Annotated in this window: 29 protein-coding genes and 1 pseudogene; 18 read left to right on the forward strand and 12 right to left on the reverse strand. The window is 66.5% G+C overall.

Translation table 11 applies throughout. The features are described 5' to 3' along the window. The first annotated feature begins 117 nt into the window (after window positions 1-117). Together ACFVWT_RS13585 and ACFVWT_RS13590 are read left to right on the forward strand one after the other, a co-directional pair. Complete coding sequence (locus ACFVWT_RS13585) at window positions 118-1,020, forward strand: hypothetical protein (protein ID WP_390248534.1); 903 nt, start codon at window positions 118-120, stop codon at window positions 1,018-1,020. 61 nt (window positions 1,021-1,081) lie between these two features. Further along, window positions 1,082-1,387: an acylphosphatase gene (locus tag ACFVWT_RS13590; protein WP_390248536.1), complete on the forward strand. Its 306-nt coding sequence runs from the start codon at window positions 1,082-1,084 to the stop codon at window positions 1,385-1,387. A gap of 21 nt (window positions 1,388-1,408) precedes the next feature. Here ACFVWT_RS13590 and ACFVWT_RS13595 read toward each other — a convergent pair whose 3' ends face one another. Beyond that, complete coding sequence (locus ACFVWT_RS13595) at window positions 1,409-2,605, reverse strand: TerC family protein (RefSeq protein WP_390248538.1); 1,197 nt, start codon at window positions 2,603-2,605, stop codon at window positions 1,409-1,411. A gap of 102 nt (window positions 2,606-2,707) precedes the next feature. Continuing rightward, complete coding sequence (locus tag ACFVWT_RS13600; RefSeq protein WP_390248540.1) at window positions 2,708-3,067, reverse strand: DUF6457 domain-containing protein; 360 nt, start codon at window positions 3,065-3,067, stop codon at window positions 2,708-2,710. 77 nt (window positions 3,068-3,144) lie between these two features. On the opposite strand from ACFVWT_RS13600, the gene ACFVWT_RS13605 reads away from it, so the two are divergent. Beyond that, window positions 3,145-3,498, forward strand: coding sequence for a GNAT family N-acetyltransferase (locus ACFVWT_RS13605; RefSeq protein ID WP_390248542.1), 354 nt, complete (start codon window positions 3,145-3,147; stop codon window positions 3,496-3,498). A 94-nt stretch (window positions 3,499-3,592) separates the two neighbouring features. Here the strand turns inward: ACFVWT_RS13605 and ACFVWT_RS13610 are convergent, their stop codons facing one another. Further along, window positions 3,593-5,056, reverse strand: a complete 1,464-nt coding sequence (locus tag ACFVWT_RS13610; protein ID WP_390248544.1) for a DUF222 domain-containing protein — start codon at window positions 5,054-5,056, stop codon at window positions 3,593-3,595. 142 nt (window positions 5,057-5,198) lie between these two features. Here ACFVWT_RS13610 and ACFVWT_RS13615 point away from each other — a divergent pair, with 142 nt between their 5' ends. The 8 genes and pseudogenes from ACFVWT_RS13615 (at window position 5,199) to ACFVWT_RS13650 (ending at window position 11,412) form a co-directional block, all read left to right on the forward strand. After that, the gene (locus ACFVWT_RS13615; protein ID WP_390248546.1) at window positions 5,199-5,726 is read left to right on the forward strand and encodes a DUF3592 domain-containing protein; all 528 of its coding nucleotides are present in this window, start codon (window positions 5,199-5,201) and stop codon (window positions 5,724-5,726) included. Next, complete coding sequence (locus ACFVWT_RS13620) at window positions 5,726-6,226, forward strand: GNAT family N-acetyltransferase (RefSeq protein ID WP_390248548.1); 501 nt, start codon at window positions 5,726-5,728, stop codon at window positions 6,224-6,226. Before ACFVWT_RS13615 ends, ACFVWT_RS13620 begins: the two co-directional genes overlap by 1 nt. A gap of 80 nt (window positions 6,227-6,306) precedes the next feature. After that, window positions 6,307-7,289: pseudogene (locus ACFVWT_RS13625) on the forward strand (squalene cyclase). Between the two features lie 105 nt (window positions 7,290-7,394). After that, window positions 7,395-7,742 (forward strand): cupin domain-containing protein, encoded by a 348-nt coding sequence (locus ACFVWT_RS13630; protein ID WP_390248550.1) that lies wholly within the window; start codon window positions 7,395-7,397, stop codon window positions 7,740-7,742. Window positions 7,743-7,875: 133 nt separating this feature from the next. Further along, on the forward strand, window positions 7,876-9,234 hold the full coding sequence (locus tag ACFVWT_RS13635; protein ID WP_390248552.1) for an MFS transporter: 1,359 nt from the start codon (window positions 7,876-7,878) through the stop codon (window positions 9,232-9,234). A gap of 221 nt (window positions 9,235-9,455) precedes the next feature. Further along, the gene (locus ACFVWT_RS13640; RefSeq protein WP_390248554.1) at window positions 9,456-10,073 is read left to right on the forward strand and encodes a DUF1326 domain-containing protein; all 618 of its coding nucleotides are present in this window, start codon (window positions 9,456-9,458) and stop codon (window positions 10,071-10,073) included. A gap of 42 nt (window positions 10,074-10,115) precedes the next feature. After that, on the forward strand, window positions 10,116-10,919 hold the full coding sequence (locus ACFVWT_RS13645; RefSeq protein ID WP_390248556.1) for a DUF2182 domain-containing protein: 804 nt from the start codon (window positions 10,116-10,118) through the stop codon (window positions 10,917-10,919). A 79-nt stretch (window positions 10,920-10,998) separates the two neighbouring features. Continuing rightward, window positions 10,999-11,412, forward strand: coding sequence for an ester cyclase (locus ACFVWT_RS13650; RefSeq protein WP_390248558.1), 414 nt, complete (start codon window positions 10,999-11,001; stop codon window positions 11,410-11,412). A 106-nt stretch (window positions 11,413-11,518) separates the two neighbouring features. Here the strand turns inward: ACFVWT_RS13650 and ACFVWT_RS13655 are convergent, their stop codons facing one another. Next, window positions 11,519-12,769: an MFS transporter gene (locus tag ACFVWT_RS13655; protein WP_390248560.1), complete on the reverse strand. Its 1,251-nt coding sequence runs from the start codon at window positions 12,767-12,769 to the stop codon at window positions 11,519-11,521. Window positions 12,770-13,072: 303 nt separating this feature from the next. Between ACFVWT_RS13655 and ACFVWT_RS13660 the strand changes: the two genes are divergently transcribed. Beyond that, window positions 13,073-13,393, forward strand: a complete 321-nt coding sequence (locus ACFVWT_RS13660) for a GYD domain-containing protein (RefSeq protein ID WP_390248562.1) — start codon at window positions 13,073-13,075, stop codon at window positions 13,391-13,393. A gap of 89 nt (window positions 13,394-13,482) precedes the next feature. Here the strand turns inward: ACFVWT_RS13660 and ACFVWT_RS13665 are convergent, their stop codons facing one another. From ACFVWT_RS13665 to ACFVWT_RS13675, 3 genes are all read right to left on the reverse strand, one after another. Continuing rightward, the gene (locus ACFVWT_RS13665) at window positions 13,483-14,235 is read right to left on the reverse strand and encodes an ArsR/SmtB family transcription factor (RefSeq protein ID WP_390248564.1); all 753 of its coding nucleotides are present in this window, start codon (window positions 14,233-14,235) and stop codon (window positions 13,483-13,485) included. Between the two features lie 70 nt (window positions 14,236-14,305). Then, on the reverse strand, window positions 14,306-14,818 hold the full coding sequence (locus tag ACFVWT_RS13670) for a DinB family protein (protein WP_390248566.1): 513 nt from the start codon (window positions 14,816-14,818) through the stop codon (window positions 14,306-14,308). A gap of 77 nt (window positions 14,819-14,895) precedes the next feature. Next, window positions 14,896-15,219 carry a hypothetical protein gene (locus tag ACFVWT_RS13675; RefSeq protein WP_390248568.1) on the reverse strand — a complete coding sequence of 108 codons (324 nt, stop codon included), beginning with the start codon at window positions 15,217-15,219 and terminating at the stop codon, window positions 14,896-14,898. 91 nt (window positions 15,220-15,310) lie between these two features. On the opposite strand from ACFVWT_RS13675, the gene ACFVWT_RS13680 reads away from it, so the two are divergent. Beyond that, window positions 15,311-15,811: a DUF664 domain-containing protein gene (locus tag ACFVWT_RS13680; protein ID WP_390248570.1), complete on the forward strand. Its 501-nt coding sequence runs from the start codon at window positions 15,311-15,313 to the stop codon at window positions 15,809-15,811. An 18-nt stretch (window positions 15,812-15,829) separates the two neighbouring features. Here ACFVWT_RS13680 and ACFVWT_RS13685 read toward each other — a convergent pair whose 3' ends face one another. The 5 genes from ACFVWT_RS13685 to ACFVWT_RS13705 all read right to left on the reverse strand — a co-directional run bounded on the left by ACFVWT_RS13685 (window position 15,830) and on the right by ACFVWT_RS13705 (window position 20,952). After that, entirely contained in the window at window positions 15,830-16,351 is a 522-nt protein-coding gene (locus ACFVWT_RS13685) for a hypothetical protein (RefSeq protein ID WP_390248572.1), read from the reverse strand. Window positions 16,352-16,488: 137 nt separating this feature from the next. After that, window positions 16,489-18,138, reverse strand: coding sequence for a PucR family transcriptional regulator (locus tag ACFVWT_RS13690; RefSeq protein WP_390248574.1), 1,650 nt, complete (start codon window positions 18,136-18,138; stop codon window positions 16,489-16,491). A 35-nt stretch (window positions 18,139-18,173) separates the two neighbouring features. Continuing rightward, the gene (locus ACFVWT_RS13695) at window positions 18,174-18,605 is read right to left on the reverse strand and encodes a DUF2177 family protein (RefSeq protein ID WP_390248576.1); all 432 of its coding nucleotides are present in this window, start codon (window positions 18,603-18,605) and stop codon (window positions 18,174-18,176) included. Then, window positions 18,602-20,470: an AMP-dependent synthetase/ligase gene (locus ACFVWT_RS13700; protein WP_390248578.1), complete on the reverse strand. Its 1,869-nt coding sequence runs from the start codon at window positions 20,468-20,470 to the stop codon at window positions 18,602-18,604. The genes ACFVWT_RS13695 and ACFVWT_RS13700 overlap by 4 nt, the downstream gene beginning before the upstream one ends. Continuing rightward, window positions 20,467-20,952, reverse strand: a complete 486-nt coding sequence (locus tag ACFVWT_RS13705) for a MarR family winged helix-turn-helix transcriptional regulator (protein ID WP_390248580.1) — start codon at window positions 20,950-20,952, stop codon at window positions 20,467-20,469. The genes ACFVWT_RS13700 and ACFVWT_RS13705 overlap by 4 nt, the downstream gene beginning before the upstream one ends. Before the next feature lie 119 nt (window positions 20,953-21,071). Between ACFVWT_RS13705 and ACFVWT_RS13710 the strand changes: the two genes are divergently transcribed. From ACFVWT_RS13710 to ACFVWT_RS13730, 5 genes are all read left to right on the forward strand, one after another. After that, window positions 21,072-21,938 (forward strand): DUF1295 domain-containing protein, encoded by an 867-nt coding sequence (locus tag ACFVWT_RS13710; protein ID WP_390248582.1) that lies wholly within the window; start codon window positions 21,072-21,074, stop codon window positions 21,936-21,938. 143 nt (window positions 21,939-22,081) lie between these two features. Next, window positions 22,082-23,353 (forward strand): alpha-hydroxy acid oxidase, encoded by a 1,272-nt coding sequence (locus ACFVWT_RS13715; RefSeq protein ID WP_390248584.1) that lies wholly within the window; start codon window positions 22,082-22,084, stop codon window positions 23,351-23,353. A gap of 81 nt (window positions 23,354-23,434) precedes the next feature. Continuing rightward, window positions 23,435-24,337, forward strand: coding sequence for an ABC transporter substrate-binding protein (locus tag ACFVWT_RS13720; RefSeq protein WP_390248586.1), 903 nt, complete (start codon window positions 23,435-23,437; stop codon window positions 24,335-24,337). A 6-nt stretch (window positions 24,338-24,343) separates the two neighbouring features. After that, a complete protein-coding gene (locus ACFVWT_RS13725) occupies window positions 24,344-25,384 on the forward strand; it encodes an amino acid ABC transporter permease (protein ID WP_390248588.1) in 1,041 nt (346 codons plus the stop codon). Next, window positions 25,381-26,148 carry an amino acid ABC transporter ATP-binding protein gene (locus ACFVWT_RS13730; protein ID WP_390248590.1) on the forward strand — a complete coding sequence of 256 codons (768 nt, stop codon included), beginning with the start codon at window positions 25,381-25,383 and terminating at the stop codon, window positions 26,146-26,148. The genes ACFVWT_RS13725 and ACFVWT_RS13730 overlap by 4 nt, the downstream gene beginning before the upstream one ends. The last annotated feature ends 97 nt before the right edge of the window (window positions 26,149-26,245 follow it).

Consider the following 26,245-nt stretch of genomic DNA (forward strand, 5'->3'; position numbering starts at 1 on the left):
CGGCACAGGATTGCGGGGGCCGCCTGTGCGGGGGCTCCTTGAGGGGCTCCTTGACTGGCCCCGGGCGCCCGAGCAGACTCGAATCAGGACTCGGTCCGAACAGTAGTCGGGGTTCTGATGAACGCACTGGGGAAGCAGCGGCTCGCGAGCGGTGCGAAGGCTATGGCATCCGCCCTGAGTACGCTGTGCGTGGCCGTGTTTCTGGCGCTGGGTGTATTGCTGGGGCTGGGAGCCTGTACCCCCGTCCCGACTGCGGAGCCTACATCCACGGGCACCACCCCGCGGCCCACATCCGCGGGTGGACCGGCCCCAGGCGTTGACGATCCCACGGAGTGGAAACCCGGAGCGGGTCCCGGTCCTTTCCCGACCAAGTCTCCGACCACAACGCAACCCTCTGACGGCGAAGCGTCAACTCCGCCGTTCCCCACCTCAACCGCCTTCGAGCGGGCCAGACGGGCCAAGGAGATCCTCGAAACCTGTGTCAAGGGCGAGCTGACGTTCCGGCCGCCATCGCCCGTGCGCCAGGGTGAGACCCGGGAGTTCGTCCTGCACGTCACGATGGGTGATCCGGGCGCGGGCCACGAGAAGAACATTCCCGGGCCCAACCCGGTGGAGACCCGTGCGCCGATTGTGTGCGAGGAGATGCGGGCGGACCTCTCCGGCCCGGGCATGACGATTGAGCGGGCCGGAAACCCGAGCGGCGAGATGCTGGTCCCGGAACAGGGCGTAGCGGAGTGGCGTTGGTGGATCACGCCGAAGGATCCGGGACGGAAGACCATGACCCTGCAGCTCTTTGCCACTGCCGAGGAGGGGCCGGACCTGAGCCTGGAGACGTTCCGGGAGGACATCCAGGTGGAGATTGAGCTGGGCTACGTCCTGAACGCGCTGGTGAAGGACTGGGCGCAGCCGCTGGGGGTAACCATCCCGGTGCTCATCGGAGCCATTGGCGCCATCCTCGTGTGGTCGCGCTCCAGGCGCCGCAAGGCAAAGCATGCCGCCAACACAACCCCTGCAGGTTGAGCCTGCCCCGTGGCTGAGCCCCGGGGAGCGAAATCCTTGGTCGCCGCACTACATTGGAACCATGGCTGATGCTGCAGATCAGGACTCGGGGCCGGACGTCCGCCTGCGGGCGCGCGTCGAAGGTGTGGTCCAGGCGGTCGGGTTCCGGTACTGGACCGTACGGAAGGCCGAGGAACTCTCATTGACCGGAACGGTGAGGAACGACGACGACGGCACGGTGGCCGTCGTCGTCGAAGGTCCCCAGGCGGTGGTGCTGGAATTCCGCCGCTGGCTGAGGTCCGATGAAGCGCCGGGGCGCGTGGACCACGTGGAGGAGTCGGTGTCACCGGCGACCGGGGAGTTCAGCAGTTTCGACGTGGTGTACTGAGCCGGACGCCGGCTGCTGACCTTACGTGAGGCCTTCCCGTTGCAGGGCTTCGTCATGCTCGGCGTGGGCCTGCTTGATCAGGTCCATGAACTCGGTCTCGTTGCGGATGAGCCGCTTGTATTTCTCAGGGAGCTTCCGGAGCTCCGCTTCCTCGCGCACCATCTTGTTGAAGATTTCCTCGCGTTCGGCGATGCCCGTCTCATAGTTCAGGTCCACGTATTCAGTGGCGTGCCGCTTGGCGCCGGAGACCATGTTCTTGGCCTTGCCCTTGGGGCTGTAGATCGAGGCAAGGACGGTGACCACCAGGACGCCGATAATCACGGTCAGGGAGAGCCCGGTGCTGATCTCGACCACGGTCACGTGCTCGCCGCCGTTGATGAACGGCAGGTTGTTTTCGTGCAGCGCATGGAGGATGAGCTTGACGCCGATGAAGCCGAGGATCGCGGCCAGGCCGTAGGAGAGGTAGATCAGGCGGTCCAGCAGTTCATCGATGAGGAAGAACAGCTGGCGCAGGCCCATGAGGGAGAATGCCGTTGCGGTGAAGACGACGAAGACGTTCTGGGTCAGGCCGAAGATTGCCGGAATGGAGTCCAGGGCGAACAGGATGTCCGTTCCGCCGATCGCCACCATCACCAGGAGCATGGGGGTCAGGACGCGTTTGCCGTTTTCCACCGTGAAGAGCTTGTCGCCGTCGTAGTGCTGCGACGCCGGGAGGAACTTCCTGGCGAGCCGGACTACCAAGCCCTCGGAGTCGTCGTCGTGCGAATCGGGCTTGAGGAGGTTGCCGGCCGTGATCAGCAGGATGAGGCCGAAGATGTAGAACACCCAGGCAAAGCTGTTGATCAGGGCGGCGCCCAGGAAGATGAAGCCGGTGCGGGCGATCAGCGAGAAGACGATGCCGAACAGGAGTACTTTTTGCTGGTCCGCCCGGGGGACCTTGAAGCTGGCCATGATGATTAGGAACACGAAGAGGTTGTCCACGGACAGGGCCTTCTCCGTGACGTAGCCGGCGAAGTATTCCGTGCCCATGGTGGGGCCGCCGAAGACCAGGACACCGATTCCGAAGACCAGGGCAATGCCTACGTAGATCGCCGACCAGGTGGCCGACTCCCTGAGCTTGGGGGAGTGCGCCTTGCGGACGTGGAAGAAGAAGTCGAAGGCCAGCAGGCCCACAATGCCGATAATGGTCAGAATCCATACGTATAGGGGGACCTGCATGCTGCGTGCCTTCCAGTCGGTGGGGTTGATATCAACCCTACCGGGCAGTTATTACCGGGCGGTGCCGGCTTACGGGCGGTGTCAGTTACTGACCGGCGTCAGCTACTGGGCGGTGTCGGCCCAGCCTTTGCTGGACGGTCCGCCGTCGGCTCCGTCCTCGCACAGCCGGAAGGCCACGGCCGCGGCCTGGGCGACCGCCGCGGCGGAAACTTCCTTGGACCCCGCCCCTCCGGCGGCAGTGCTTGTGGTTTCCGCGCTTCGAGTTCCGGCGGCGAGACCCGCCGCGTAGCCCACCATCAACGCCGTGATTGGGGCCGCTGCGTGGGTGACCGACCGTGCGGATTCACCGGCCAGGTCAAGGATCAGTTCACGGTCGAAGTCGAGGTCCAGGAGCTGCAGTGCCTGGGCGAGCCGGTGGCTCCACTGATCCAGGATCCGTGCTTCGTCGTCGTTGGCGGCCATGTTCTCTCCTCGGTCAGAAATAACGGCAGATGCCTCGAGGTTAGGCTGTAGCGAGAGCCGCTATCAAGGAGATCCCGATGACTGATGTGACCATCCGCCACAACCCGGACCGCGAGCGTTTTGAAGTTGTGGTTGCCGGCAACGTGATCGGCAAAGCCGCGTACAAAGCGTACGACGCCGGCGATTCACCGCAGCGGATTTTCTACCACACGGTGATCAACGAGGAATACGGCGGCCAGGGGCTCGCGGGCAAGCTCGCCACCGTTGCCCTTGACGAAACCGTGGCCGCGGGGCTGGGCATTGTGCCGGTATGCCCGTACATCAAGAAGTTCCTCACCAAGCACCCGGAGTATGCCGCCGCCACCGTAGCGACGACGCCGGCCCACCTCGAGTTCCTCAGTTCGGCGCTGGCGGCCCGCGCCCGGGCGTAACCGGCGCGAAGCATGCCTAGCCGGGGCGGGGGTGAGCCTGCCCGGCGCGGGGACGCGGCGCCAGCCTGTCTGAAAACGCGGTCAAGCCGCGTAGCTAGGCGGCGATCCACGATTCCCAGTCCGGGAACGGGTCGACGGGCAGGCCTGTATCGGGACCATAGCCAGCGCCAGGGGTGTGCTCCGGCGTCGCAGCAGTTTGCACCACGTCGGGTGGCCAGTGGTTGGCAGGTGGCATCCAAGGTGCTTCCCAGTCATGCTGTTCGCCGGGGTAGTGGCGTCCTGAGGGTGATTCCCAGCCGGGTGGCGCGTCGTGGCTGGCGTTGACCGGTTTCCAGCCGGTGGTGTGCCGGAGGCGGTGGTGTTTGCGGCATGGTTGGCCCAGGTTGGAGACTCCGGTGGTGCCGCCTTCGTGCCAGGGCGTGATGTGATCTGCTTCAGTGTCCAGGGACTGGTTGTTGCATCCGGGGAACGGGCATTTGCCGTCCCGGAGGCGAAGCCATTGGCGCATGGCCGTTGGAATGCGGTAGCTGGCGCGTTGGATTTCCAGCGGTGCCCCGCTGCCGGGGTCGGTCAGGACACGATGGAAAGAGGTGGCGCCGTCTGCGATGAGCCGGCGGGCCATGCTGGGTGGGATGGGCCCGTAGCCATCCATGTGGGCAGGTTCCTCCGTGGCGCCCAAGAGCGACAGCACAGGCACTGTGACCAGGACTTGCGCCTTGGGCGACGGGATGCCGTCAGCGACGCCGCCGAGTAGCCAGGCGGCCGCGGTGTCGGCCCGGAGTTGGGAAAGGTTTCGGGGTTCGGCCGGGTTTTGGAGGTCCCTGGCTGCGGCAGTGGCGCGGTTCCAAATGGATGCTGCGGTGTCCGCGGGCAAGTAGGCGGAGAGCCAGGCCATGCCGTCGCGGTCCGGAGTGTATTCCAGTCGCCGGTCCTGGGCGCTGGTCCTGTGGCGCTGTTCGATGCTGACCGGATGGTGGCGTTCCCGCCAGGTGCGTGCTTTGGCGCGGAATCGGGAGGGCACGAGGTCCCCGGGCGGACAGCCCCGGGCCGGGTTCACAGCATCGGGGTCCAGAAAATGCGCTTCCAGCGTGGCGGCTGCGGCGGGGGTCAGGCCGGTGGTTTCGTCGACGAGGACCCGGGCATGCTGCCAGGAGATGGTCCCGGCCTCCAGGGCAGCAAGCGTCAGGGGGAGTGCCTCAGTGAGCTGCCGGGTTTCCTGCAGGAAAGCTCCCGCCGTCCTTTCGGTGACGGTCAGGGCACAGGCCAATTCGGCCACCAGGCCCATCTCCGCGGCGCACCGCTCCTGGGGCGAGGCAGCGGGGGATGCCATGGCCTGGGTCGCCGCGGCGAACGTGTCGGCCAGCCTGACCTTGAAGGCGGCGGTGTGTGCTTCGATGCGGCCCACCTCGGTGAAGGCATCCAGGCAGTCGTCGGCAAGCTGCCGGAGGGGATCCGCATCCGGCCCTCCGGCGAGCCGTGAAACATCGCAGAGCCGATGCAGCGCAGCAACGGACGCCGCTAAGGCGTTGACTGCGTCGGATAGGGCGGTGCTTTGCATAAACACAGTCTGGTGGGAGGGCCTGACATTTAACGCTGCCGCGGCGCCCACCGGGCAGTGGCGTCGCCGTCGTGAGTTTTATTCCTGTCCCGCACCAAACCGCCCGGCTGGCGGCAGGTGAGCCGTGGGGCAGAATGGGGGCGTGACCTCACCGAACGTAACCGTGAACCGTAAGTCAAAACTGAAGCCGTGGGGGATGGGGAGCCTGGTGGTGACCGCGCTGGTCCTCTGCCTCGGCCCGGTTCTAATGGTGGTCGGCACGCTCCAGATCAATGCCGACGAGGACTTGGTGCGGACCGGCGAACAGGTTCCTGGAACGATCACGGAATTCCACGACAGGTCGAAGGCTTCCGATCGCAGGATGAAAGTGGAGTTCCAGTCATCCGGCGGTTCGCTCCACTATGAGTGGATCGCGGTGGACTATGAACAGCACCCGGTAGTGGGCGAAGAGGTTACGGTGGCCTACCGCGAGTCCGACCCGGGCCACGCAACAGTGCTGGGGTATGAAAGCGACGGCGTGTTTTTGAGGGGAGTCGGCACCGTCCTGACCTGTATTTTCGGGGGAATCGGAATCTTTCTCGTCATCTGCTACCTGCTGGGCGTTCGGCAGGACCGGAAGAAGCTCGACGAACAGCGAAACGAAGGCAGGCACGGAGTTAGGCTGAAATGATGGACTACCACATCCGCCAGGCCACTCCCGAGGATGCCGAAGCCGTGGTACGTATGCACACCCTGGCCCACGAAGAGTGCTACGGGCGCCAGTTATCACCGGAATTCTTCCGGGCCCGCAGGGCGAGTATTCCCGAGCGGGTTGAGCAGCGCCGACAATTCCTGGCGGCCCCTGACCCGCGGCTCATTGCCCTGGACGACAGCAATGAAGTGGTAGGGCTGGCAGACGCGGGCCCCGGCCTCGACGCGGACGGGCCCGAACAGCTGGAGGTGTATGCGATCTACATCCTCCGACGCACGTACGGCAGCGGCCTTGGCGCCGCGCTGCTGCACGCCGCCGTCGGCGATGCACCGGCGTACCTCTGGGTGCTCGAGGACAATCCCCGGGCCCGGGCCTTCTACCTCAAACACGGCTTTCGGCCCGACGGTGAACGCAAATTGCTTCCGCCGGAGTGGGAGGAGCTCCCCGTGATCCGGATGGTTCGGCCACACACGCCCTAGGCTAGCCTGCCGAATCAGCCCGCCGGTGCGGTCAGCCGCAATCCGGCCCGCCGGAGCAATGCCGTGGTAGCCTGCCGACGATGGCTGTGGATCCTACCCTGCTCGACTGGCTGCTCGACTCCGACCCGGCGCTGCGCTGGCAGGTGGAGCGTGACCTTGCGCGCGCCCCGCGTGAAGTGTGGAGCGCCACCCGGATGCGGCTTGCGACGGAAGGGTTCGCGGCCCGGCTGCTTGCGCTGCAGGATCCCGACGGCCAGTGGGCCGGCGGAGCCTTTTTCCCGCGCGATTTCGACTTCCATGGCCCCGAGGCGGCTCCTGATGCGGGTCAGCCGTGGACCGCAACGACGTGGACCCTCAACACTCTCCGCGACTGGGGCCTCGCTGCGGCCGCCCTCGCCGGCACAGCCGAGCTCCTCGCCGTCAACAGCCGCTGGGAGTACGACAACCTGCCCTATTGGGGTGGCGAGGTGGACTGCTGCATCAACGCCTACACTCTTGCCAACGGGGCGTGGCTCGGTGCGGACGTCGCCGGAATCGCCCAATGGTTCCTGGACCACCAAATGGCCGACGGCGGCTGGAACTGCGAGTGGGTGGAAGGCTCCACCCGTTCGTCATTCCTTCCACGCTCAACTCCCTGAAGGGGCTGCTGTACTACGAGGCGGCCACCGGCGGAAGTGACGGGCTGAGCGCCGCCCGCCGGGCCGGCGAGGAGTACCTGTTGCAGCGCCGGCTTCTCCGCACCCTCTCCACCGGCGAGTTTGTGGCGCCGTGGGTGACGCATTTTGCGTACCCCTTCCGCTCGTTCTACAGCGCGCTCAACGCTGTGGACTACTTCCGGGACGCCGCACTCCACGACGGTGTCCGGCCCGATCGGCGACTGTTCGACGCGATCGAGGTGATCAGAGCCGCCCGCCGCCCTGACGGCACGTGGCTGCAGGAGCGCCGCCACCCGGGACGGGTGTGGTTCGAGGTCGACGTGGGCCCCGGCGAGCCGTCGAAATGGCTGACCTTCTTCGGCACCCGGGTGCTCCAGTGGTGGGACGGGGCGGACGCGGTCTCGTAGCCGCGGGCCTCAAATGTCCGTTCGCGCTCTCCTCGACCCGCGCTGTCCCGGATGCAGGACCACCGGCCTATATCGCCCGGGAGTCCTGATGGGTACCGTGGCCTCATGCAGAAGATATCGATCGAGGCCCTGGCCCGGCAGCAGCTCGCCGCGGCGCTTGCAGCAAACAACGGGCGTGCTGCGGACACCGTCTACGGCGGCCACGAGAAGGTGCTCCGCCAGACCGTCATGGCACTCAAGGCCGGCACACAGCTGAGCGAACACCAGAACCCGGGCGATGCCACGGTCTTTGTGCTCCAGGGCAGCCTCCGCCTGCGCGCCGGCGAGAACTCGTGGGAGGGGAAGCCCGGCGACCTGTTGATCGTTCCGGACGGCCTGCACAGCCTGGAAGCCGAAGAGGACTCGACGTTTCTTTTCACCGTCGCGAAGGGCGCGAAGCAGGGGCCCAACTAGCTGGCAGTTAACGTCGTCAAAAGCGCTTTTGACGACGTTAACTGCGACCCAGTTGGGGGAGGCGCAACCTGGCCGCACCGGCACACCGTAACCAAGTTCGGACTCCTGCGCCGACATAGGCAAGACTGTTTCCGTGAGCAACAAACCCCGGACAGCCCTCGCCGTTGCCGGCCTCAGCCTGGGCACCTCGCTGAACCCGCTGAATTCGTCCATGATCGCCGTCGCCCTGGTGGTGCTGCGCGCGGATTTCGGGCTCGACGTCGCCACGGTCACCTGGGTGATCACCGCCTTCTACCTCACCTCGGCGGCGGGCCAGCCGCTGATGGGACGGCTGGCGGACCGCTTCGGGCCGCGGCGCCTGTTCAGCTTTGGAATGATCCTCGTCGCGGTCACCTGCGCGCTGGCTCCGTTCGCTCCCAACTTCGCCCTGCTCTGCGTTGCCCGGGCACTCATGGCCCTGGGCACGGCCACAGCGTACCCGAGCGCCGTCGTCATTGTCGGGGCACTGGACCGGGCCGCCAACGTGAAGTCCACCCGGCCGCTGGGCCGGATCCAGATGGCCAACACCTCCGCGGCGGCCGTCGGACCCGTAGTGGGCGGGCTGCTGGTTAGCCTGGTGGGCTGGCAGGCGCTGTTCCTGATCAACGTCCCGCTGTCCCTCGCGGCGCTCCTCATCGTCCGGAAATTCGCCCCGGTGGACGAGGACCGGGAACGCGGCAGCGCCTCCGAACTGCTGCGCGACTCCGACATCCCCGGCATCCTGGGCTTCGTGGGATCCCTGACGCTGGTCATGATGGCGCTCCTGAACGTCCTGCCGGACGCGCGCTGGTGGCTGCTGGCCGGCGGCACGGTGCTGGCAGCCCTCTTCGTCTGGCGCGAATTGAAGTTCAGCCCGCCGTTCCTGGACCTGCGCCTGCTCGGACGGAACCGGCCGCTGCTCCTGGTTTACCTGGGCTTCGCGGTGTTCAACGGCATCTACTATTTCGCTTTCTTCGGCCTGCCCCAGCTGCTGCAGGAAGCGGGCGGTTACGATCCCGGCGTCGTGGGTCTCCTGATGCTGCCGCTGGCAGCGATGTCCGTGATCGCGACGCCGTTCGCGGTCCGTGCGATCGATCGTTTCCGGGTGCGGCGGGTGCTGATTGCCGGGGTGCTGTTCCTGGTGGTTGCCGCGGCAGCCATGTGGCTGTTGACAGCCTCTTTCGCCATCCCGCTGGTGCTGGCGCTTACCGCGCTGATGGGCATTCCGTGGAGCGTGGTGAGCATCGCGTCCAGCCAAGGCATGTACATCTCCACCCAGCCGCAGGAGCGCGGGGTGGCCGCCGGCATCTTCCAGACCTGTCGGTACCTGGGCGCCATCACGGCAACGGTGATGATCGGCATCTTCTACGGCACCGGCGTGAACCAGGCCAACTGGGGCCTGATGGTGCTCACCATGCTGGTGCTGGGCGCGGTGGCCTTCGGCGTGACACTGCTGTGGCGCGAACGGAAATGAACTGTGGGGCGCAGCCCAAAATAAGCTCCGAAACGAGCGACAAATTGGCCTCCGAGGGGCCACCATCAGCATCCTCGTTCCTTGTTCCCACGCCATATTGACACCCGGATTGCGCGGGAATACTGTCTGCCTTAACGGGGTCTTCCACCCCGTTTCTCATCATTTTCGGCGCTGACTCTGGGCCGCTTCTGCTTGGCGCCGGCGCCAGCGAGGAGGGTCCCATGTCTTGGGAAATTTCCGGAAAATACGTTGGCAACTGCACTTGCTCGTTGATCTGCCCGTGCCCGGTGGACGGCGTACCCACAGGCCCGGACGGCCAGTGCCGCGGCCTCAACGTTTTCCACATCGCGACCGGGGCAATGGATGAAACGGACCTGTCCGGCGTCGACTTCGCGTTCTTCAACTGGTTCCCCACCCACCTGGCCGCAGGTGGCTGGAAAGTAGGGGCCGTCGTCGACGACGGCGCTTCAGATGCCCAGGTGGACGCCTTGGAGCGGATTCTCCGAGGCCAGGCCGGCGGGCCGTTCGGTGATCTGGCTGCGCTGTACGGCGAATGGCTGGGGCTGGAACGCGCGGGTGTCTCGTTCTCTGACGGGGAGACTCCGTCCGGCTCGGTGGCGGGCCGCGTAGTGGTCACTTTCGAGCCGTTGCCCGGGCCCGACGGCGGCGTGACCACCGTGAAGAACGCGATGTTCGGCTTTGCCCCGGAGTTCCGGATCGGCAAGGGGCCAGGGCATCCGGAACGTTTTGGCATGGAGTTCGACGGCGTGTACGGCGAGACGTCCGACTTCACCTTTGCCAGTGAAATGGCCGAGGGCGCTCCCAAGGGCCGCGGCTAGGGCCGGCCGATGTATCACCGGAAGCCGTTCAGGAAAGCGGGCATGCCCGCATCGGCGCATGCCCACCCTCGGGCATACGCCGGTGCGGGCTCCCGGACCGACCCCCGGGAGGCCGGGCTTGTCGCCGCCTTGCTGGTCCTGGCAGCGGCCAGCTGGATCTTTACCTCAACCCAGCTGAACGGGATGGACATGGGCCGCTGGACGGACCCGGGGCCGCTGGGGTTCTTCGTCGCCACATGGGTGGTGATGCTGGCGGCCATGATGTTCCCGTCAGTGGCGCCCATGGTGGTGGCCTATGACCGGATCCAGCGGCACCGGAGAACAACGGGGCGGTACGCGCCTGCCGGGGCAACAGCGGTGTTCGTGGCAGGCTACCTGCTGGCATGGACCGCCTTCGGTCTGGTGGCCTACTCGCTGTACATGTCCGTTACGGCGCTGGCTCCCGGGCTTTTCGGTGCGGACCAAGGCGGCCGCTACCTGGCAGCGGGGGTGATCCTGCTGGCGGCCGTATATCAGTTGACGCCCGCCAAGAACGTCAGCCTGATGAAATGCCGGACGCCCTTGGACTTCATCCTGCACCGCATGCGGCCCGGCTACCGGGGCGCGCTGGTGATGGGCGTGGAGCACGGGGTCTGGTGCGTCGCGTGCTGCTGGGCGCTGATGGTTGCCCTTTTCGCCCTCGGGGTGATGAGCATCGGCTGGATGGCGGTGATCGGTGCCTTCATCGCCGCCGAGAAGATGCTGCCCTGGAAACGGTTGGCCAACCGCTCTGTTGCGGTGGCGCTCGCCGTGATTGCGCTCGGGGTTGCCCTCACACCCGCGGTGGCAGGCGGGATGGGGATGTAACCTGCCGTCTCCGCCAGAGCGTGGGCGGCCATGGACCGGGGGATTCTTGACTGGTCTCATCCGAACAAAGGAGCCGAAAATGGCCGAGGGAACTGGACTCCTCAGGCGGTTCTACGAAGAAGTGCTGGTGGGCGGAAACCTTGCCCTGATCGATGAATTCGTGCTGGACGACATTCAGGACCATGTGGAACCGATGCCCGGGCAGCCGGACGGAAAGGACGGCGTGAAGTTCTACACCAACGTCATCCGCACGGCGTTCCCGGACCTCAGCGTCAAACTGGAACCGGCATTCGCCGACGGCAACCTGGAGGCCTCCCACGTTGTGATGTCCGGAACGCACAAGGGGGAGTTCCTGGGTATTCCGGCAAGCGGCAAAAGCGTGCAATTCAGCAACACCGACATCATCCGGATCGATGACGGGAAGGTGGCCGAACACTGGGGATCCTCCGACACGCTGAGCCTCATGCAGCAGATCGGGGCAGCGCCGGCCTGAACGGACGCTGCCCACGCCGGCACCAGCCCGGCGCCGCTCCCGCCGGGCTAATGCCCGACGCCGGGGCTCACCACGTGCGGCACCGTCCTGTGGCGGTGCCGCACCCCTAGGCGTGCGATGCCACGGCAGGTGCCTCTGTCGACGCTGCAACAGGCGCAACGTACCCGGCTTCCTTCGGGCCGGGCGGGTAGGCGTGCCTGCGTCCGGTCACCATGATGACCAGCGCGGCGACGACCGGCACCGCAGCCGCAACGGGCACCAACAGCGGTCCGGCCGTGGTGAGGGCGGCCGCGCCGTACAGCGCGCCGATGGTGATGCCCAGCTGGATGGTCAGCACCGTGAGGCCGTTGGCGGCTTCGCGGTACTCCTTGCCGGCACGGAGGATGGCGGACTGATTGTAGATGCCGATCGCGCCGAAGGCCGCTCCCCACACCCCCATGAGCACCAGGGCTCCGGGGACCGTTCGCCCGCCCAGCGGAAGGAGGAGGAACGCGGCGGCGATGACCGCCGTCGTAATCAGCAGCGAGCGGCGCGGCCGCATGTCCACCGTGATGCCGGCGATCCAGATGCCCACCAGTCCGGAGAACCCCAGGACGGTGAGGGAGACGGTGATGCTGTAGTCGGGCAGGCCGGCCTCGCGGAGGAACGGCGCGATGAAGGTGAACAGTGCGAAGTGCGCCATGAGCATCAGCGGCCAGGCGATGGCCACCGATTTCACGCCGGGCTGGCCAATGGCCTTCCGCAGGGACGGCCGGGGGGCGTCCGGGAGCCGACGGACGGCGGGCAGCAGCCACATGGCAAGTCCCGCGAGGACCACGCCGGTGCCCGCCAGCAGCAGGAAGGATGCGCGCCAGCCAATCAGCCCGCCCAGCGCGGTGCCGAGCGGCGCGCCAATGGCGAGGCCCAGGCTGTTGCCGCTGAAGACGATGGCCATCGCCTTGCCTACCTTGTGGGCGGGGACAATGCGGGCAACGAAGGGCGCCATCGCGGTCCAGAGCAGGCCGTGCGCTATGCCGCCCACCAGCCTGGCGGCAAGGGCTGCGCCGAAGTCGGCCACCAGGCCCACCAGGGCGTTGCTGATGGCGAAGGTCAGCACGAGCGCCACCAGGAGTGTGTGCCGGGGGATGCGGGCCAGCAGCATGGCCACCGGGATGACCGTCGCAACGATGATGGCGGCGTACCCGGCGGTGAGATAGCCGGCCACGGGTTCGGACACATTGAGGCCGGCGCTGATCTGGGGGAGTAGGCCGGAGGGCAGCAGTTCGGTGGTGATGGCGGTGAAGCCGATCATCGACAGCACCAGCAGCGCGCCGAAGGGCATGCGGTCGCGTGCGGAAGCGGAGGTCGCGGGAGACACGGGTGTGGATCCTTATCAGGGAGAGGGGGAGGAACGCGGCGCCATTTGCCGGTGTCCTCCACTCAAATTACCTGATTTATTTGGCGTGAGGCAGGGTCTGCCAGACCCACCCTGACGGGAATATTTCGGCGTTGCCGGGCCACGGCAGCCGGGCAGTGACGAAGCCACCCAGGGAAGGGCATTGAGGTGGGTCTGTGGGCGCGGCGCCTATGGACTTTGCGGAACCCGTTGTTCGCGCGCGGATGAGAGCCTACGCTGTGCCCACGGCCCCACCCCGGGGACCGCTTCCAGACAGGAAAGACCATGACCAAGTATCTTTTTGAAGCGAATTACGTGGGCGAGGGAATCAAGGGGCTCATGCGCGAAGGCGGTACCAAGCGGCGTGAGGCGCTGGTCCAGGCCCTCGATTCCGTAGGAGGATCGCTCGAGAGCTTTTACTACGCCTTCGGGGACACTGACGTCCTTGGCGTGTTCGAGGTCCCCAGCTCGGCTGACGCCGCCGCCCTTTCGCTGATGATCAATTCGACGGGCAGCGTGAACGTCCGCCTGAAGCCGCTCATGACGCCGGAAGACATCGACGACGCAGCCAGGAAGACACCGGCGTACCGGGCCCCCGGGCAGTAACGCGGCGGCGCGCGGGGAAGCACGACGGCGGCACCGGCCCGGGTGCCGCCACCCGCCTCAGGTGGTAATCACCTCGGCTGCAAATCACCTCAGGTGTACATCAGCGAGCCGGGCGTGGTGAGGAGCTCGCCGGTTTCCAGCCAGGTCTTGAGGCCGGAGAGGATCATCGGCCAGCCTCCGAAGAGCTGGTCGTTGGCACCCTCGCGGAGCTGGTCGTGGGTGACCGTCAAGCGGCACGAATCGCCCACCGGCTCGATCTCCCACGTCACCCGGGACGTGCCCTCGGCCTTGACGTCCTCGCCCCAGAGTGCGCGCATGCTCTGGACGAGCCGGCGCGGCGGGTCCACTTCCAGGTTCTCGCCCTCGCCCAGGAGGTCGCCGGATTTGGGGTTGCCCATCTCGAAGCGGGACCCCGGCGTCCAGTCCGAGGTGATGACGGACCCGAACTGGTATTTGCTCCGGATCTCGCTGTCCGTGATGGCCTCCCAGAGCCGTTCCGGGGTGGTCTTGATATAGATTTCGAAGATCTTTTCCATGGGACTTTCCAATCTGGTTTTGAGGTCGCTGAGGCCAGCGGCCCATGGCTCGGCATATTTGCTCACCCACCGGTCGTGGACCAGGCGGATGGGTACCGGATTCAGGAAGTGGAGTTTCTCGCGGCCACGCCGGCGGGTCACCACCAGGCCTGCCTCCTCCAGGATCCTGAGGTGCTTCATGACGCCGTAGCGCGTCATGTCGAAGTGTGCCTCAAGGGCGTGGAGGGTCTGCCCGTCGTTCCGGAAAAGTTCGTCCAGGAGGTCGCGGCGGGTGGCGTCGGCCAAGGCCTTGAATACGGCGTCCACAACTCCAGAATAGGTGACTGATTGGTCACATGTCTAGGGGTTCCGCTAGCCCATGGCCGCCTTGGTGGCCTCAGCCGGCGGCGGGCTGCTCGCGCAGGATTTGCTCGCGCAGGATGTCCGCGTGCCCGCAGTGCTGGGCGAGCTCGCGCAGCATGTGCAGGTACACCCAGCGAAGCGGCAGCGGGCCGCGGCGGTTGCCGCGGAGCACGTCGTCGAGCTCCAGGACCGACGTGGCGCGGACGGATGCTTCCCACGCTTCGCGGTGGGCCCGCCGGACGGATGCGATGGTGTCCCGGTCATCGAGGATGAACGATTCATCCGGGGTGGCCGGGATGCCTATCTCGGCGCGGGACCGGCACGTGATGGCCTCATCGAACCAGACCTTCTCCACGAAGGTGGCATGCTTCACCAGGCCCAGCAGCGTGGTCCGGGACGGCACCAGGGAGCGGCGCGCCTGCTCCTCTGTCAGCCCGTCCAGGCAGGCATTGAGCATGCTGCGGTGCTCATTGATGAACGCCTCGAACTGGACGCGGGCTGGCTGGTTGATGACGTCTTCAGCGAAGGTGGCGGGGAGGGCAGGCATGTGTGAAGTATCGCAAGGCCGTCAAGGCGGGGCAACGGCCCGGCTGTTGTTCTCCGTGGACGACGGGGTCCTTCCGCCTACGAGGCTGAGCGACGGTTGCGTGCCAGGCGCACCAGCTGGCTGAAGGCAAAAACAAAGACGGCCTCGATCAGCATCATCAGCCCGAGCAGCAGCCACTGCCCCTGGCTGATGAACACGACGGCGCCGGTGAGGACCAGCACGGTTCCGAGGACCAGCGCATACACGGCGAAGCCGAAGGCCACCTTGGCGCTGCGCACGCCGGTGCGGAAGCCAAAGCCCATCGGCTGTCCGCCGGGCAGCCCCTCAACGCGGTCGGGGGCTGCGGGTTGGAGCTTGTCGAACTCTTCCCACGGATCCCGGCTCTGGTCCTGTTCGGTCATAACTCCATTATCCCGCGCGCCGCCCGGCCCTATGCCCTGGCGACCCTTCCGTGCAAGCATGGGCCTCACCGACACACAGCGAGGGGACCTGATGAAATCCAACGAATTGCTGCTGGACGCCTTCGGCCGGATCCGGGAGACGGTGGAAGCAACCCTTGACGGGGTGGACGACGCCGTCCTTGCCCGCCGCCCCGCCGGTACCGGGAACTCCATTGCGTGGCTGATCTGGCACCTCGGCCGGGTGGAGGACGCGCAGGTGGCCTCGGCCGCCGGGCTGGACCAGGTGTGGACGTCGCAGGGGTTTGCGGGGCGCTTCCAGCTGCCGCTGCGCGAGCATGACACCGGCTACGGCCATTCGAGCGCCCAGGTCGATTCCGTGAAGGCCCCGGCGGCGCTGCTGCTCGAATACTACGACGCCGTCCACCGGCAGACCGCGGACTTCCTGCATACCCTCGGCGACGACGATTTCGACCGCGTGGTGGACACCGGCTGGGATCCGCCGGTCACCCTCGGGGTACGGCTGGTCAGCACGATTGCCGACTGCTTGCAGCATGTGGGGCAGGCCGCCTACGCGAAGGGCCTGAAACACTGACGGATTGAGGGGAAGCGCCTATTTGGCGGTGAGGTTGATGCTGACCTGCCAGGTGTCTTCCAGATCCGGGTCCGGGTCGATGCACACCCTTGAGGTGCTTCCATCCTTCAGTTTGTCCTCAAGGCAGCCGCTGAACAGGCCCATGGGCGGCCCGGAGGTTTTCATTCCCAGCCGGGAGGCGGCGTCCGCCAGGCCAACCTTGTGGGGGACCGCCCAGGTCGCGCTCAGCCGGACGCAGGCGATATCGACCGACAGGCAGCCGCTCTCCACCTTCGGGTCAGAACGCCCTACGAGTTGCCAGTCACTTTCCGGCAGGTTGTCGGCCTTGGCCATCATCGCCCGGGCTTTGTCCTCATGGCTGCCGCCATTGTTGATGAGGCTCGCCACAGAGGCGCAGCCGGCGAAGAGAACGGCAATGATAAACGCGGTCGCAACTCCAATGCCACCAAGAACCCAGCCGAGCCTGCCCTTCTTCCGCGGAGGCTGGAACTGCTGCGGTGGCGGTCCGTACTGAGGGCCGTAGCCCGGCGGTTGTGCCATTTGTTGTCCCCCTGATTTCGCCTGACAGCCGGTCCTGACTCTACCGGCTGAGGCACACAGGCTGGGGCCACCCCTCCCCGGCATCCTGCGGACGCACGCGAAAGACGCACACGAAAAACCCACACGAAAAACCTGACCTACTGGTTGTGCGTCGCCCACAACTGCAGCCACACGAGCAGGCGCGTCTCGGGATCATCCAGGTCGATGCCGAAGAGGGCGTGCACCCGGGACAGGCGGTAGCGGACGGTGTTGACGTGCACGTCCAGCGCCTTGGCGGCCTCGATCGCGTTGCCGCCGCAGCTCAGGTAGGCATAGATGGTCTCTTCGAACGATTTCTTATGGCGTTCGTCGTACCCGGCGATCCGGAGCGCGTGGGTCCCGGGCAGCTGGCCGGACGCCGTCAAGGACGAGGCGATCTGGCGCAGCTGCAGGCGGGAGCCGAGGGAGTCGTCGTCGGCCACCACGTCGTCGGAGTCGGCGGATATCCGTCCCTCGACGACGTTGCGGACCAGCTCGGACAGGACCAGTTCCGCGTTGACCCGGGACTCCGCGAGCCGGTCGATCGTGGCCGCGGCGCCCAGCGCGGCCAGGACGGGGCGTGAGAGGAGCCGCCGCGCGTTCTGGACGATCTTGAGGAGCGCGCCGCGTTGGAACTGCAGGGACGATTCAGTGCTCTGTGGCAGGACGATATACACGATGCCGTCCGAAAGCCCGCAGACCGCGGAGGGCAGCCGGATGGCGCAGGCGGTCCGGATGGTGTCGAACAGCCGGAGGCGCGACTGCAGCGTTTCGGCAGCGATGGCGTCCGCCGGCCAGACGCTGAGCGCGGCCACGCGGATGGATGCCGCCGAAATCCCCAGCCGGATGGCGGCCAGTTCGGCGCGCTCGGGTTCGAACAGCAGCGGCTTGACCAGGTCCATCTGGCGCGTGAGGTTCGAGACGTAGGTGGTGCGCTTATGCAGGATATGAAGCGCGGCAACATTGGCGGCTTCACGCAGGATCCGGTTTGCGTCCTCGTTGTGGTGGTCGGCGCGCTCCAGCAGCCAGAGCGATCCCAGCACGGCGCCGCCGGCCCTGATGGCAATGGCCGTGCGCCGGAGCCGGGGGTCCTCCGTCGCCACATCCAGTGCGTCGCTGGCTGCATGGACGCGCCGGTAGTCCTTGTCCGTTTGCTCGGAATGCGGAACATGCAGGCGCAGGATAGAGCGCCGCCGCGTCTCGTCGATGGGTTGGTCCGGGAGGGTGGAATAAGCCAGGATCGTCTGGTCCGGATCGGCGATCGCAATGGCACCGCCGGCCTGGGCCGCAACGGTGTTGGCGAGGTCGAACAGGTCCCCGGGCCGGATGTCCACCAGGGTGCGGCCGGACTGCCGGTGGGGTATGACGGCGGCGTCCATGATCTCTGCCAGCTGGTTCCACGGCACGGAGTCGGAAGCGCGGAAGAGGGCCATCCCCGTGTCCCTGGCCGCTGCCCGGAGGGCGGTGTCCGCTTTGCCGTTGGTCTTGTAGACGATGGCCACGTAGCCGGCGTCCTTGAGCTCCTGGACCTTGGCCCGCAGGCGCTTTCCGGACAGCGAGAGGCCGATGGCCAGGGCAACAGCGCCGGGGAACGTGGCGGGAGCCGCCGTCGAGTCATACAGCACCGAGCCCGCGACGGCCTGCTGGTCATCGGCCGGCATCTCCACGACGGTGACGATTTCCGATCCGGCCGAGCGCGCCACGTCCGCGAGGGTGGGCTGGGATTGGCTCTGCGCCCCGGGGAACATCCCTGCGCCGTGACCAGGCATGACTGAGCTATCCACCGGACCTGCGGCGTCGGGGACTACGACGCACGTTGCTGGACACGGGCGGCCCGGAGCACGGTAACGGTCAGCCAGGTGACGGCGCTGCACACCCCGGCACCCCAGGCGATGTCAGTCACGGCCACCAGGACGGGGAAGTCCTTCAGCACGGCCAGGGCGGTCAGGGCCCAGGTTGCGTAGGTGAAGAAGCCGAACAGGGCGGCGCCCGTCACCCGTTGCCGCATGGTGGCGCCGGCATCGTTGGGCCGGATGCCGTAGTGCACGATACCCACGACAAAGATCAGGTAGAAGACGACGGCGCCGGCGAGGTTGACGCTGGGCGCCAGCAGGTCCCCGATCTGGCTTTCGTACTGCCTGTTCGCCACGGTGAGGATCCAGGCAACGTCGATGACGGCGAACACCACGGCGGCCGCCGCATAGGCGAGCAGCCACTTCTTGACTCGGACGTTCATGCTTGGCTCCTTGGCTGGGCGTACAGGGTCTCGACGATGTGCCGGGTGCGTTCGGTGAAGGCTGTGCGCTTGAGCTTCATGGTGGGCGTCACTATACCGTTGGCCTCACTGAGGTCGGTGAGCAGCAGCACGAAGCGGCGCACCTGCTCGGACTGCGCGATCTTCGCGTTGGCGGCACTGACGGCGTTGCCGACCGTGGCGAGAAGCCGCGCGTCCTCGATCCGGACCGCGCCGCCGTCGTCCGGTATCCGCAAGCCGGCCAGGTCCGTGATGCCTTCGCGCGCCGCCCAGGCCGCCACGGAATCCGGATCCAGCAGCACGAGTCCGCCGAGGTATGGTTTGCCCTCTCCCACCATGACGGCATGTGCCACCAGGGGGTCGCCCTCAACGTAGCCTTCCCAGATGGCGGGTGAGATGGTCTTGCCGCCCGCGGTGACAATGACGTCCTTGAGCCGGCCCGTTAGCGTAAGCCGGCCCGTGCCGTCGATCGCGCCGAGGTCTCCGGTGCGGAAGAACCCGTCCGCGAAGGCGTCCGTGTTGTCGGAGGGTTTGCGGTAGCCGGCAAAGACGCCCACGCCGCGGGCCAGCACCTCGCCCTGGTCCGAGATCCGCACAGTGGTTCCCGGCATGGGGACGCCCACGGACCCTGACAGGATCGCCCCGGGCATGTTCCCGGTCAGCGGAGCGGTGGTCTCGGTGAGGCCGTAGCCCTCGATCACCGGCAGGGACAGGCCGCGGAAGAACAGGGACAGTTCGGCGTCGAGGGCGGCCGCGCCGGACAGCAGGTAGCCGAGCCGCCCGCCCATCAGCTTCCGCAGCCGGGCATAGAACAGGCGGTCGTACAGGGCATGCTTCAGCCGCAGCCCCGGCGCGGCCTTGGCCCCGGGGCCGGCGTCGCGGGCTTCGGCAAACCGGCCCCACTCCACCGCTGTGCGCTGCGCCGAAGCCCACACGCGGCCCAGGTGCTTCTTCGCCGCGGCATCCGCAGCGGACGCCCTGATCTTCTGCAGAACGCGGGGGACCACCACCAGGAACGTGGGCCGCAGGACGCCCAGGGCGGGAACGACGTCACGGGGATCGGACAGGTGCGCGATGCGCATGCCGTTGGCCAGGCAGATCAGCTGCAGTCCGCGGGCCAGCACATGGGCCATCGGCAGGAAGATGATGGTGTTCCCGCCTTCGCGGACCACTTCCGTGTAGGCGGCCCCCACGTTCAGCACCTGGCCCACGAAATTGCCGTGGGTAATGAGGGCGCCTTTCGGTGCGGCGGTGGTGCCGGAGGTGTAGACGATGGTGGCCACCGAGTCGAGGTCCGCGAGCAGGCGCCGCTCTTCAACCGCGGCATCGGAGATCCCGGCGCCGCGGACCACGAGCTCAGCCAGGTCCGCGCCCGGTCGGGCGTCCATCGTCCAGACACCCAGGCCGGGCACGCCGGCCTGCTCGAATCCATGCTCGAGCAGGGCCGCGTGCCCGGCGGTGCCGGCAATCGCGAGGCGCACGTCTGCGTCGCCGAGGATGGCGGTCACCTGGGGAGCTGCCGACGTCTCGTAGACGGGGACGACGACGGCGCCGGCGAACCACGCTGCCATGTCGGCCAGCGCCCACTCGTAGCGGGTGGGGGACATGATGGCCAGCGATTCGCCGGGCTGGAGTCCGACGGCGATGAGGCCCTTGGCCAGGGCACGCACCTCGTCCACGAACTGGCGGGTGGTCACCCGGTGCCACGGTTCCGTGATTGCCGCATTGGCGGCGCGCACCTCGAAGGCGACGTGGTCCGGGGAGGTCCGGTACCTCTTCATGAGCAGCTCGGTCGCGTTCCGGTGAACGGACGGCTCAACGAGCAGCGGGGTGGTGAATTCTCTCATTGGCTGTCCCTTTCGGAAAGTGTGCGGAGGTGGTCACGCATCAGGTGCCGGGCGACGTCGAGGAAATCCGCCACGGCGCTCTGCTGGGCGTCGGGCAGGGCCTTGAGGTGCTGGTCCGTGGCGGTCATCAGGGGCCGCATCAGGGCCGTGATTCCTTTGGAGGATTCCGGGGTGGTGCTCACCTGGACCTGGCGGCGGTCGTCCGCGCCGCGGTGCCGGGCCACGTAGCCGCGGCTCTCCAGCCGGTTCACGATGGCAGTGGTGGTGGCCGGAGTTGCGCCGAGGTCCTCGGCGAGCTTGCCCACCGTGACCGGTCCGGACCGTTCGAGCGCCGACAGGGCGCGGAAGTCGGTCAGGTTGATCCCCATCCCGCGGGCGAGCTCGCGCTCGGTTTCGTTGGCGAGGCTGAACAGGCCCTGCAGTGCCACGGCGGCCGGGTGGTAAGGCGTTGCCCCGAGGCCCTCACCTGCTTGCATTTGCATGTATCCACCCTACTCAATAAAGTTATATGTTCAAACAGGATTGAATAGTAGGCTGGCTAGCGGATTGACTCCCGGGTGCTCTTGTCGGATTTCGTGCCGGCGTCTGAAAGGAAGCTTTGATGAAGGAATCGGACCGTAAGGCGCTCATCAGTCTCCCGGTGGTTGTGGTCATCGGGGCGTTGGTTGCCGTGGCCGGCAGCCAGGCCGGCGCAACACTGGGCGGTTTCCCCCTGTTCGCCGTGGGAGTCGGGGCTGCCTACCTCATCCAGTGGCTGGCGTTCATCCCCGCCTTCAAGGCGCAGACCGAGAAGTTCTACGACCTCACCGGCGCCCTGACGTACATCTCCATCACCCTCCTCCTGGTCCTGCTCACCCCGGGCGTGGATGCCCGGGGGCTTCTGCTCGCGGCAATGGTGGTGGCGTGGGCCGCGCGGCTGGGAAGCTTCCTGTTCCGCCGGGTCAGCAGGCACGGCAAGGACGACCGCTTCGACGAGATCAAGCCCTCGTTCCTCCGCTTCCTGAACACCTGGACCATTCAGGGGCTCTGGGTGGTCCTCACGGCGGCGGCTGCCTGGATTGCCATCACCAGTGCCACCCGTGTGGCGCTGGACGGGTGGGCCCTCGCGGGCTTTGTGGTGTGGGCAGCCGGCTTCGGCATCGAGATCGTGGCGGACAACCAGAAGGGCCGGTTCAAGGCGGACCCCGCCAATGAGGGCAAGTTCATCTCCACCGGGCTGTGGTCCAAGTCCCGCCACCCCAACTACTTCGGCGAGATTGTGCTGTGGATCGGTGTGCTCCTCATCGCCATACCGGTGCTGGAAGGCTGGCAGTGGGTGGCCCTGCTCTCGCCGGTGTTTGTGGCGCTGCTGCTCATCAAAGCCAGCGGCATACCGCTCCTGGAGAAGAAGGCCGATTCGAAGTGGGGCGGCCAGGCCGAATACGAGGCGTACAAGAAGAACACTCCGGTCCTGATCCCCAAGCTGTAGGAACCGGCGCCGCCAGCCAGCAAACCTGCATTGGTAGTTGCTGCCAAGAAATAACCCGGCAATTTGTCGTTTCCTCCATAGTGGCCCGGGGTCCCGCTTCGTACGCTGAACCACAACGTACGCACGCAGTGGGAAGGCCGTCATTGAAATTTAGCGAAGCCAGGCAGCTCGTCCAGGTCAAAGCCCCCGTGATATCCCGACGACGCCGAGTGCTGGCCAACGCTTTTAATGTGGAGGAATACCGGAAAGCAGCACAGAGAGTCCTGCCGGCCGGGATTTTCGATTATCTCGATGGCGGTTCCGAAGACGAGGTGACGCTCCGCCGCAACCGCGCGGTCTTCGATTCCTGGGCGCTCATGCCCAGCTGGGGCCCGGTCTCGGGGCCGGATACCAGCACCACGCTGCTGGGAAAGAGCAGTGCCCTGCCCCTGACGCTGACGCCCACCGGGGCTACGCGGCTGTTCCATCCCGAGGGGGAGCTGGCCGTCGCGGCGGCCGCCGACCGGGCCGGGATCCCGTACGGGCTGGCCGGGCTGAGCACCGTGTCCATGGAAGCCATTGCGGAAAGCCACCCGTCCCTCGACCGTTGGTTCAACTTCGGGCTCACCTCCGACGCCCAAGCCCTGAAGGACAAACTGGCGCGCTGCGAAGCCGCCGGATTCACCACCCTGATTGTCGGCGTCGACACCCGGGCGCTGGGTGCCAGGGAACGGGACCTGCAGAACGGCTTCACCGCGCCGCCGGCGCTGACGCTCTCCACCATCGCGGACATCGCCCGCCGGCCGTCGTGGTGGATCAATTTCCTGGCGGCGGACGGCATCAGCTTCCCCAACCTGGATCCGCGCAGTGCCGCGGCCACCTCGGTGGTCACCCCGTCCATGTGGCAGCACATCCTGGGCCACTCGGACGCCACCAGCGGCTGGAAGGAACTGGAGGCCCTGCGGCAGGCGTGGCACGGCAAGATCGTGCTCAAGGGCTGCGTCAACCCGGCCGACGTCGACAAGGCCGCACGGATCGGGCTGGATGCCGTCCAGCTCAGCAACCACGGCGGCCGCCAGCTGGACCACATGCTCAGTCCCATGGATGTGCTGCAGGAGTCCCGCCAGCGGGTGGGCGATTCGATGGAGATCTATGTGGACTCGGGCATCCGCCGGGGGAGCGACATCCTCAAGGCGCTGGCGCTGGGTGCCGATGCCTGCTCCATCGGGAGGGCCTACCTGTACGGGCTGGTGGCGGCGGGCTCGCCCGGCGTCGGGCGGATCATCGAGATCTTCTCGGATGAACTCCGGCGTACCATGACGTTAGTAGGCGTTTCCAGCATTTCCGAGGTGAAAGCCCGGGGCGGGGAGATTCTCCGGGACATCCGTCATTCCGGCGAAATCCTTGAAACAACAGCGTCAGGTACCACGCACTAACGAGTTCCCACCAAGTACACAGTGCACTTCTCCCGCGGCGTTGCGGGAGCTACCAGAAATCCCTGAACAGCTAAGGAAGCCATGCGCACCCGATACCTCATCCCCGTCCTCACCATAGCCACCGCGCTCACGCTCTCCGGCTGTGTCGACAACAGCGCGCCACCCGCCACCGGCGGCGCATCCGGCACCGCTGACACCATCGACGTGAAGAAGAACGATTCCGTTGCCGCGATGCTGCCGGAGAAGATCAAGAAGGCCGGCGTGCTGAACGTGGGCATGGCCAACAACTACCCGCCCAACGAGTTCAAGGATGACAACGGTGCCCCGGCAGGATGGTCCGTGGACCTCACCAACGCCCTGGGCAAGGTCATGGGCCTGAAGGTCAACTTCGACATCGGCACGTTCGACAACATCCTTCCGGCCGTGCGCGCGGGCAAGGACGACATGGGCATGTCCTCTTTCACGGACACACTGGAACGCGAAAAGCAGGTGGATTTTGTGAACTACTACTCCGCCGGCATCCAGTGGGCCGCGCCCAAGGGCAAGACCGTGGACCCCAACAACGCCTGCGGGCTGAAGGTGGCCGTGCAGGCAACCACGTATGAGGACACGCACGAGGTGCCCGCCAAGTCGAAGGCCTGCACCGACGCCGGCAAGCCCGCCATCACCATCTTCAAGTACGACGCGCAGGACCAGGCCACCAACGCCTTGGTGGTGGGACAGGTGGACGCGATGAGCGCCGATTCGCCCGTGACCCTCTACGCGATCTCCAAGACCAAGGACAAGCTGCAGACCGCCGGGGACGCCTTCGAAGTGGCGCCGTACGGGATCCCCGTGGCCAAGGGCAGCGAATTTACGCCGGCACTCCAGAAGGCGCTCCAGGCGCTGATCGACGACGGCACCTACACCAAGATCCTGTCCAAGTGGGGAGTGGAAGCCGGCGGCATCAAGGCGGCGGACCTCAACGTGGCAGCCAAGGGGTGATACGGCATGAGCGAGCCGGAACCCGGCCGGATGATTGAGGCGGAGCCCGCCAGGAAGCGCCGGGCCGGCAGGGCAGTGGACGACGACGGCGCGCCGCCGGAAGCGATCGTCGCCATCCCGCTGCGCCACCCGTGGCGGAACGTGGTGGCAGTGCTCCTCATCATCGGCTTGGCCGTCTTTGTGCTGGATGCCGCCCAGCGCCCGGACTATGGCTGGGCGGACGTGGGCAAGTACATCTTCGACCGCCGGATCAGCCAGGCCGCGTGGGTCACGCTGTGGCTGACGATCTATGCGATGATCGGCGCGATCGTGATCGGCCTGCTGCTGGCCATCATGCGGCTTTCGCCCAACCCTGTGCTGAAGAGCATCGCCTGGCTGTATATCTGGATTTTCCGGGGCACCCCGGTGTACGTGCAGCTGGTGTTCTGGGGCATCGTGGCGCTCATCTATCCGGTGTTCACGCTGGGCATCCCGTTCATGGACCCGTGGGTCACCATCCCGAACGAGGTGTTCACCAACCTCTTCATCACCGCGGTGATCGGCCTGGCCCTCAATGAGGCCGCCTACATGTCCGAGATCGTCCGCGCCGGCCTGCTGTCGGTGGACGAGGGGCAGGCGGAGGCGTCGACGGCGCTGGCCATGTCCTGGGGGCAGACCATGCGGTACGTGGTGGTCCCGCAGGCGATGAAGATCATCATTCCGCCTACCGGCAACGAGGTCATCTCGATGCTCAAGACCACCTCGCTGGTGGCCGCGATCCCGTTGAGCGTTGACCTCTACGGGGTGTCCCGCGGTATCTCCGCCGTGACGTTCACGCCGGTGCCGCTGCTGATTGTGGCGTCGCTCTGGTATCTGCTCTTCACCTCGGTGCTGATGGTGGGCCAGCACTTCATTGAAAAGCGGTTCTCGCGCGGAACCGGACGGGCCAAGACCGGCAAGGAAAGCACGACGGCGGGACCGGCGGCGGTTTCCGGCGTGCCGGGCGGTCCCGGCGCCCCCGGTGTACCCGGCGGACCGCTGGGCAATGACTTTGGAGGAAAAGGATGACGGACGCGCCGATGGTGCTCGCGGAGCGGGTGTCCAAGAATTTCGGCACCAACAAGGTGCTGCGCGGGATCAGCCTGGAGGTGGACCCGGGAGAAGTGCTCTGCATCGTGGGGCCCAGCGGCTCGGGCAAGTCGACGTTCCTGCGCTGCATCAACCACCTGGAGCGGGTTGACGGCGGCCGGCTGTCGGTGGACGGCCAGCTGGTGGGCTACCGCCAGAAGGGGGACAAGCTCTACGAACTGAAGCTCAAGGAGGCAGCGTTCCAGCGCCAGGAAATCGGCATGGTGTTCCAGCGGTTCAACCTGTTTCCGCACCTGACCGCGGTGGAGAACATCACCCTGGCACCGATGCGGGTGAAAGGGATCTCCAAGGCCAAGGCGACCGCCCGGGCCATGGAACTGCTGGAGCGCGTGGGCCTGGGGGACAAGGGTGATGCCTTCCCGGCGCACCTGTCCGGCGGCCAGCAGCAGCGCGTGGCCATCGCCCGGGCCCTGGCCATGGACCCGAAGCTGATGCTGTTCGATGAGCCCACCAGTGCACTGGACCCGGAACTGGTGGGCGAGGTGCTGGACGTTATGAAGGAGCTGGCCAAGAGCGGCATGACCATGATCGTGGTGACGCACGAGATGGGCTTTGCCCGCGAGGTGGCGGACACCCTGGTGTTCATGGATGAAGGAGTGGTGGTGGAGGCCGGGCCGCCGCGGCAGGTCCTCAGCGATCCGCAGCACGAACGGACCAAGGCGTTCCTGTCCAAGGTCCTCTGACAACGTTTTGCAGCCTTCCTGCTCGAATAGCACCGTGATCGTGTCCTCCTCGTGCGGCGTCGTCGTAATCCTCTGCGTAGCCGCGCATCAACTCGAT

Origin of the sequence: Arthrobacter sp. NPDC058288 (assembly GCF_042880995.1) — a bacterium.
Lineage (GTDB): Bacteria > Actinomycetota > Actinomycetes > Actinomycetales > Micrococcaceae > Arthrobacter.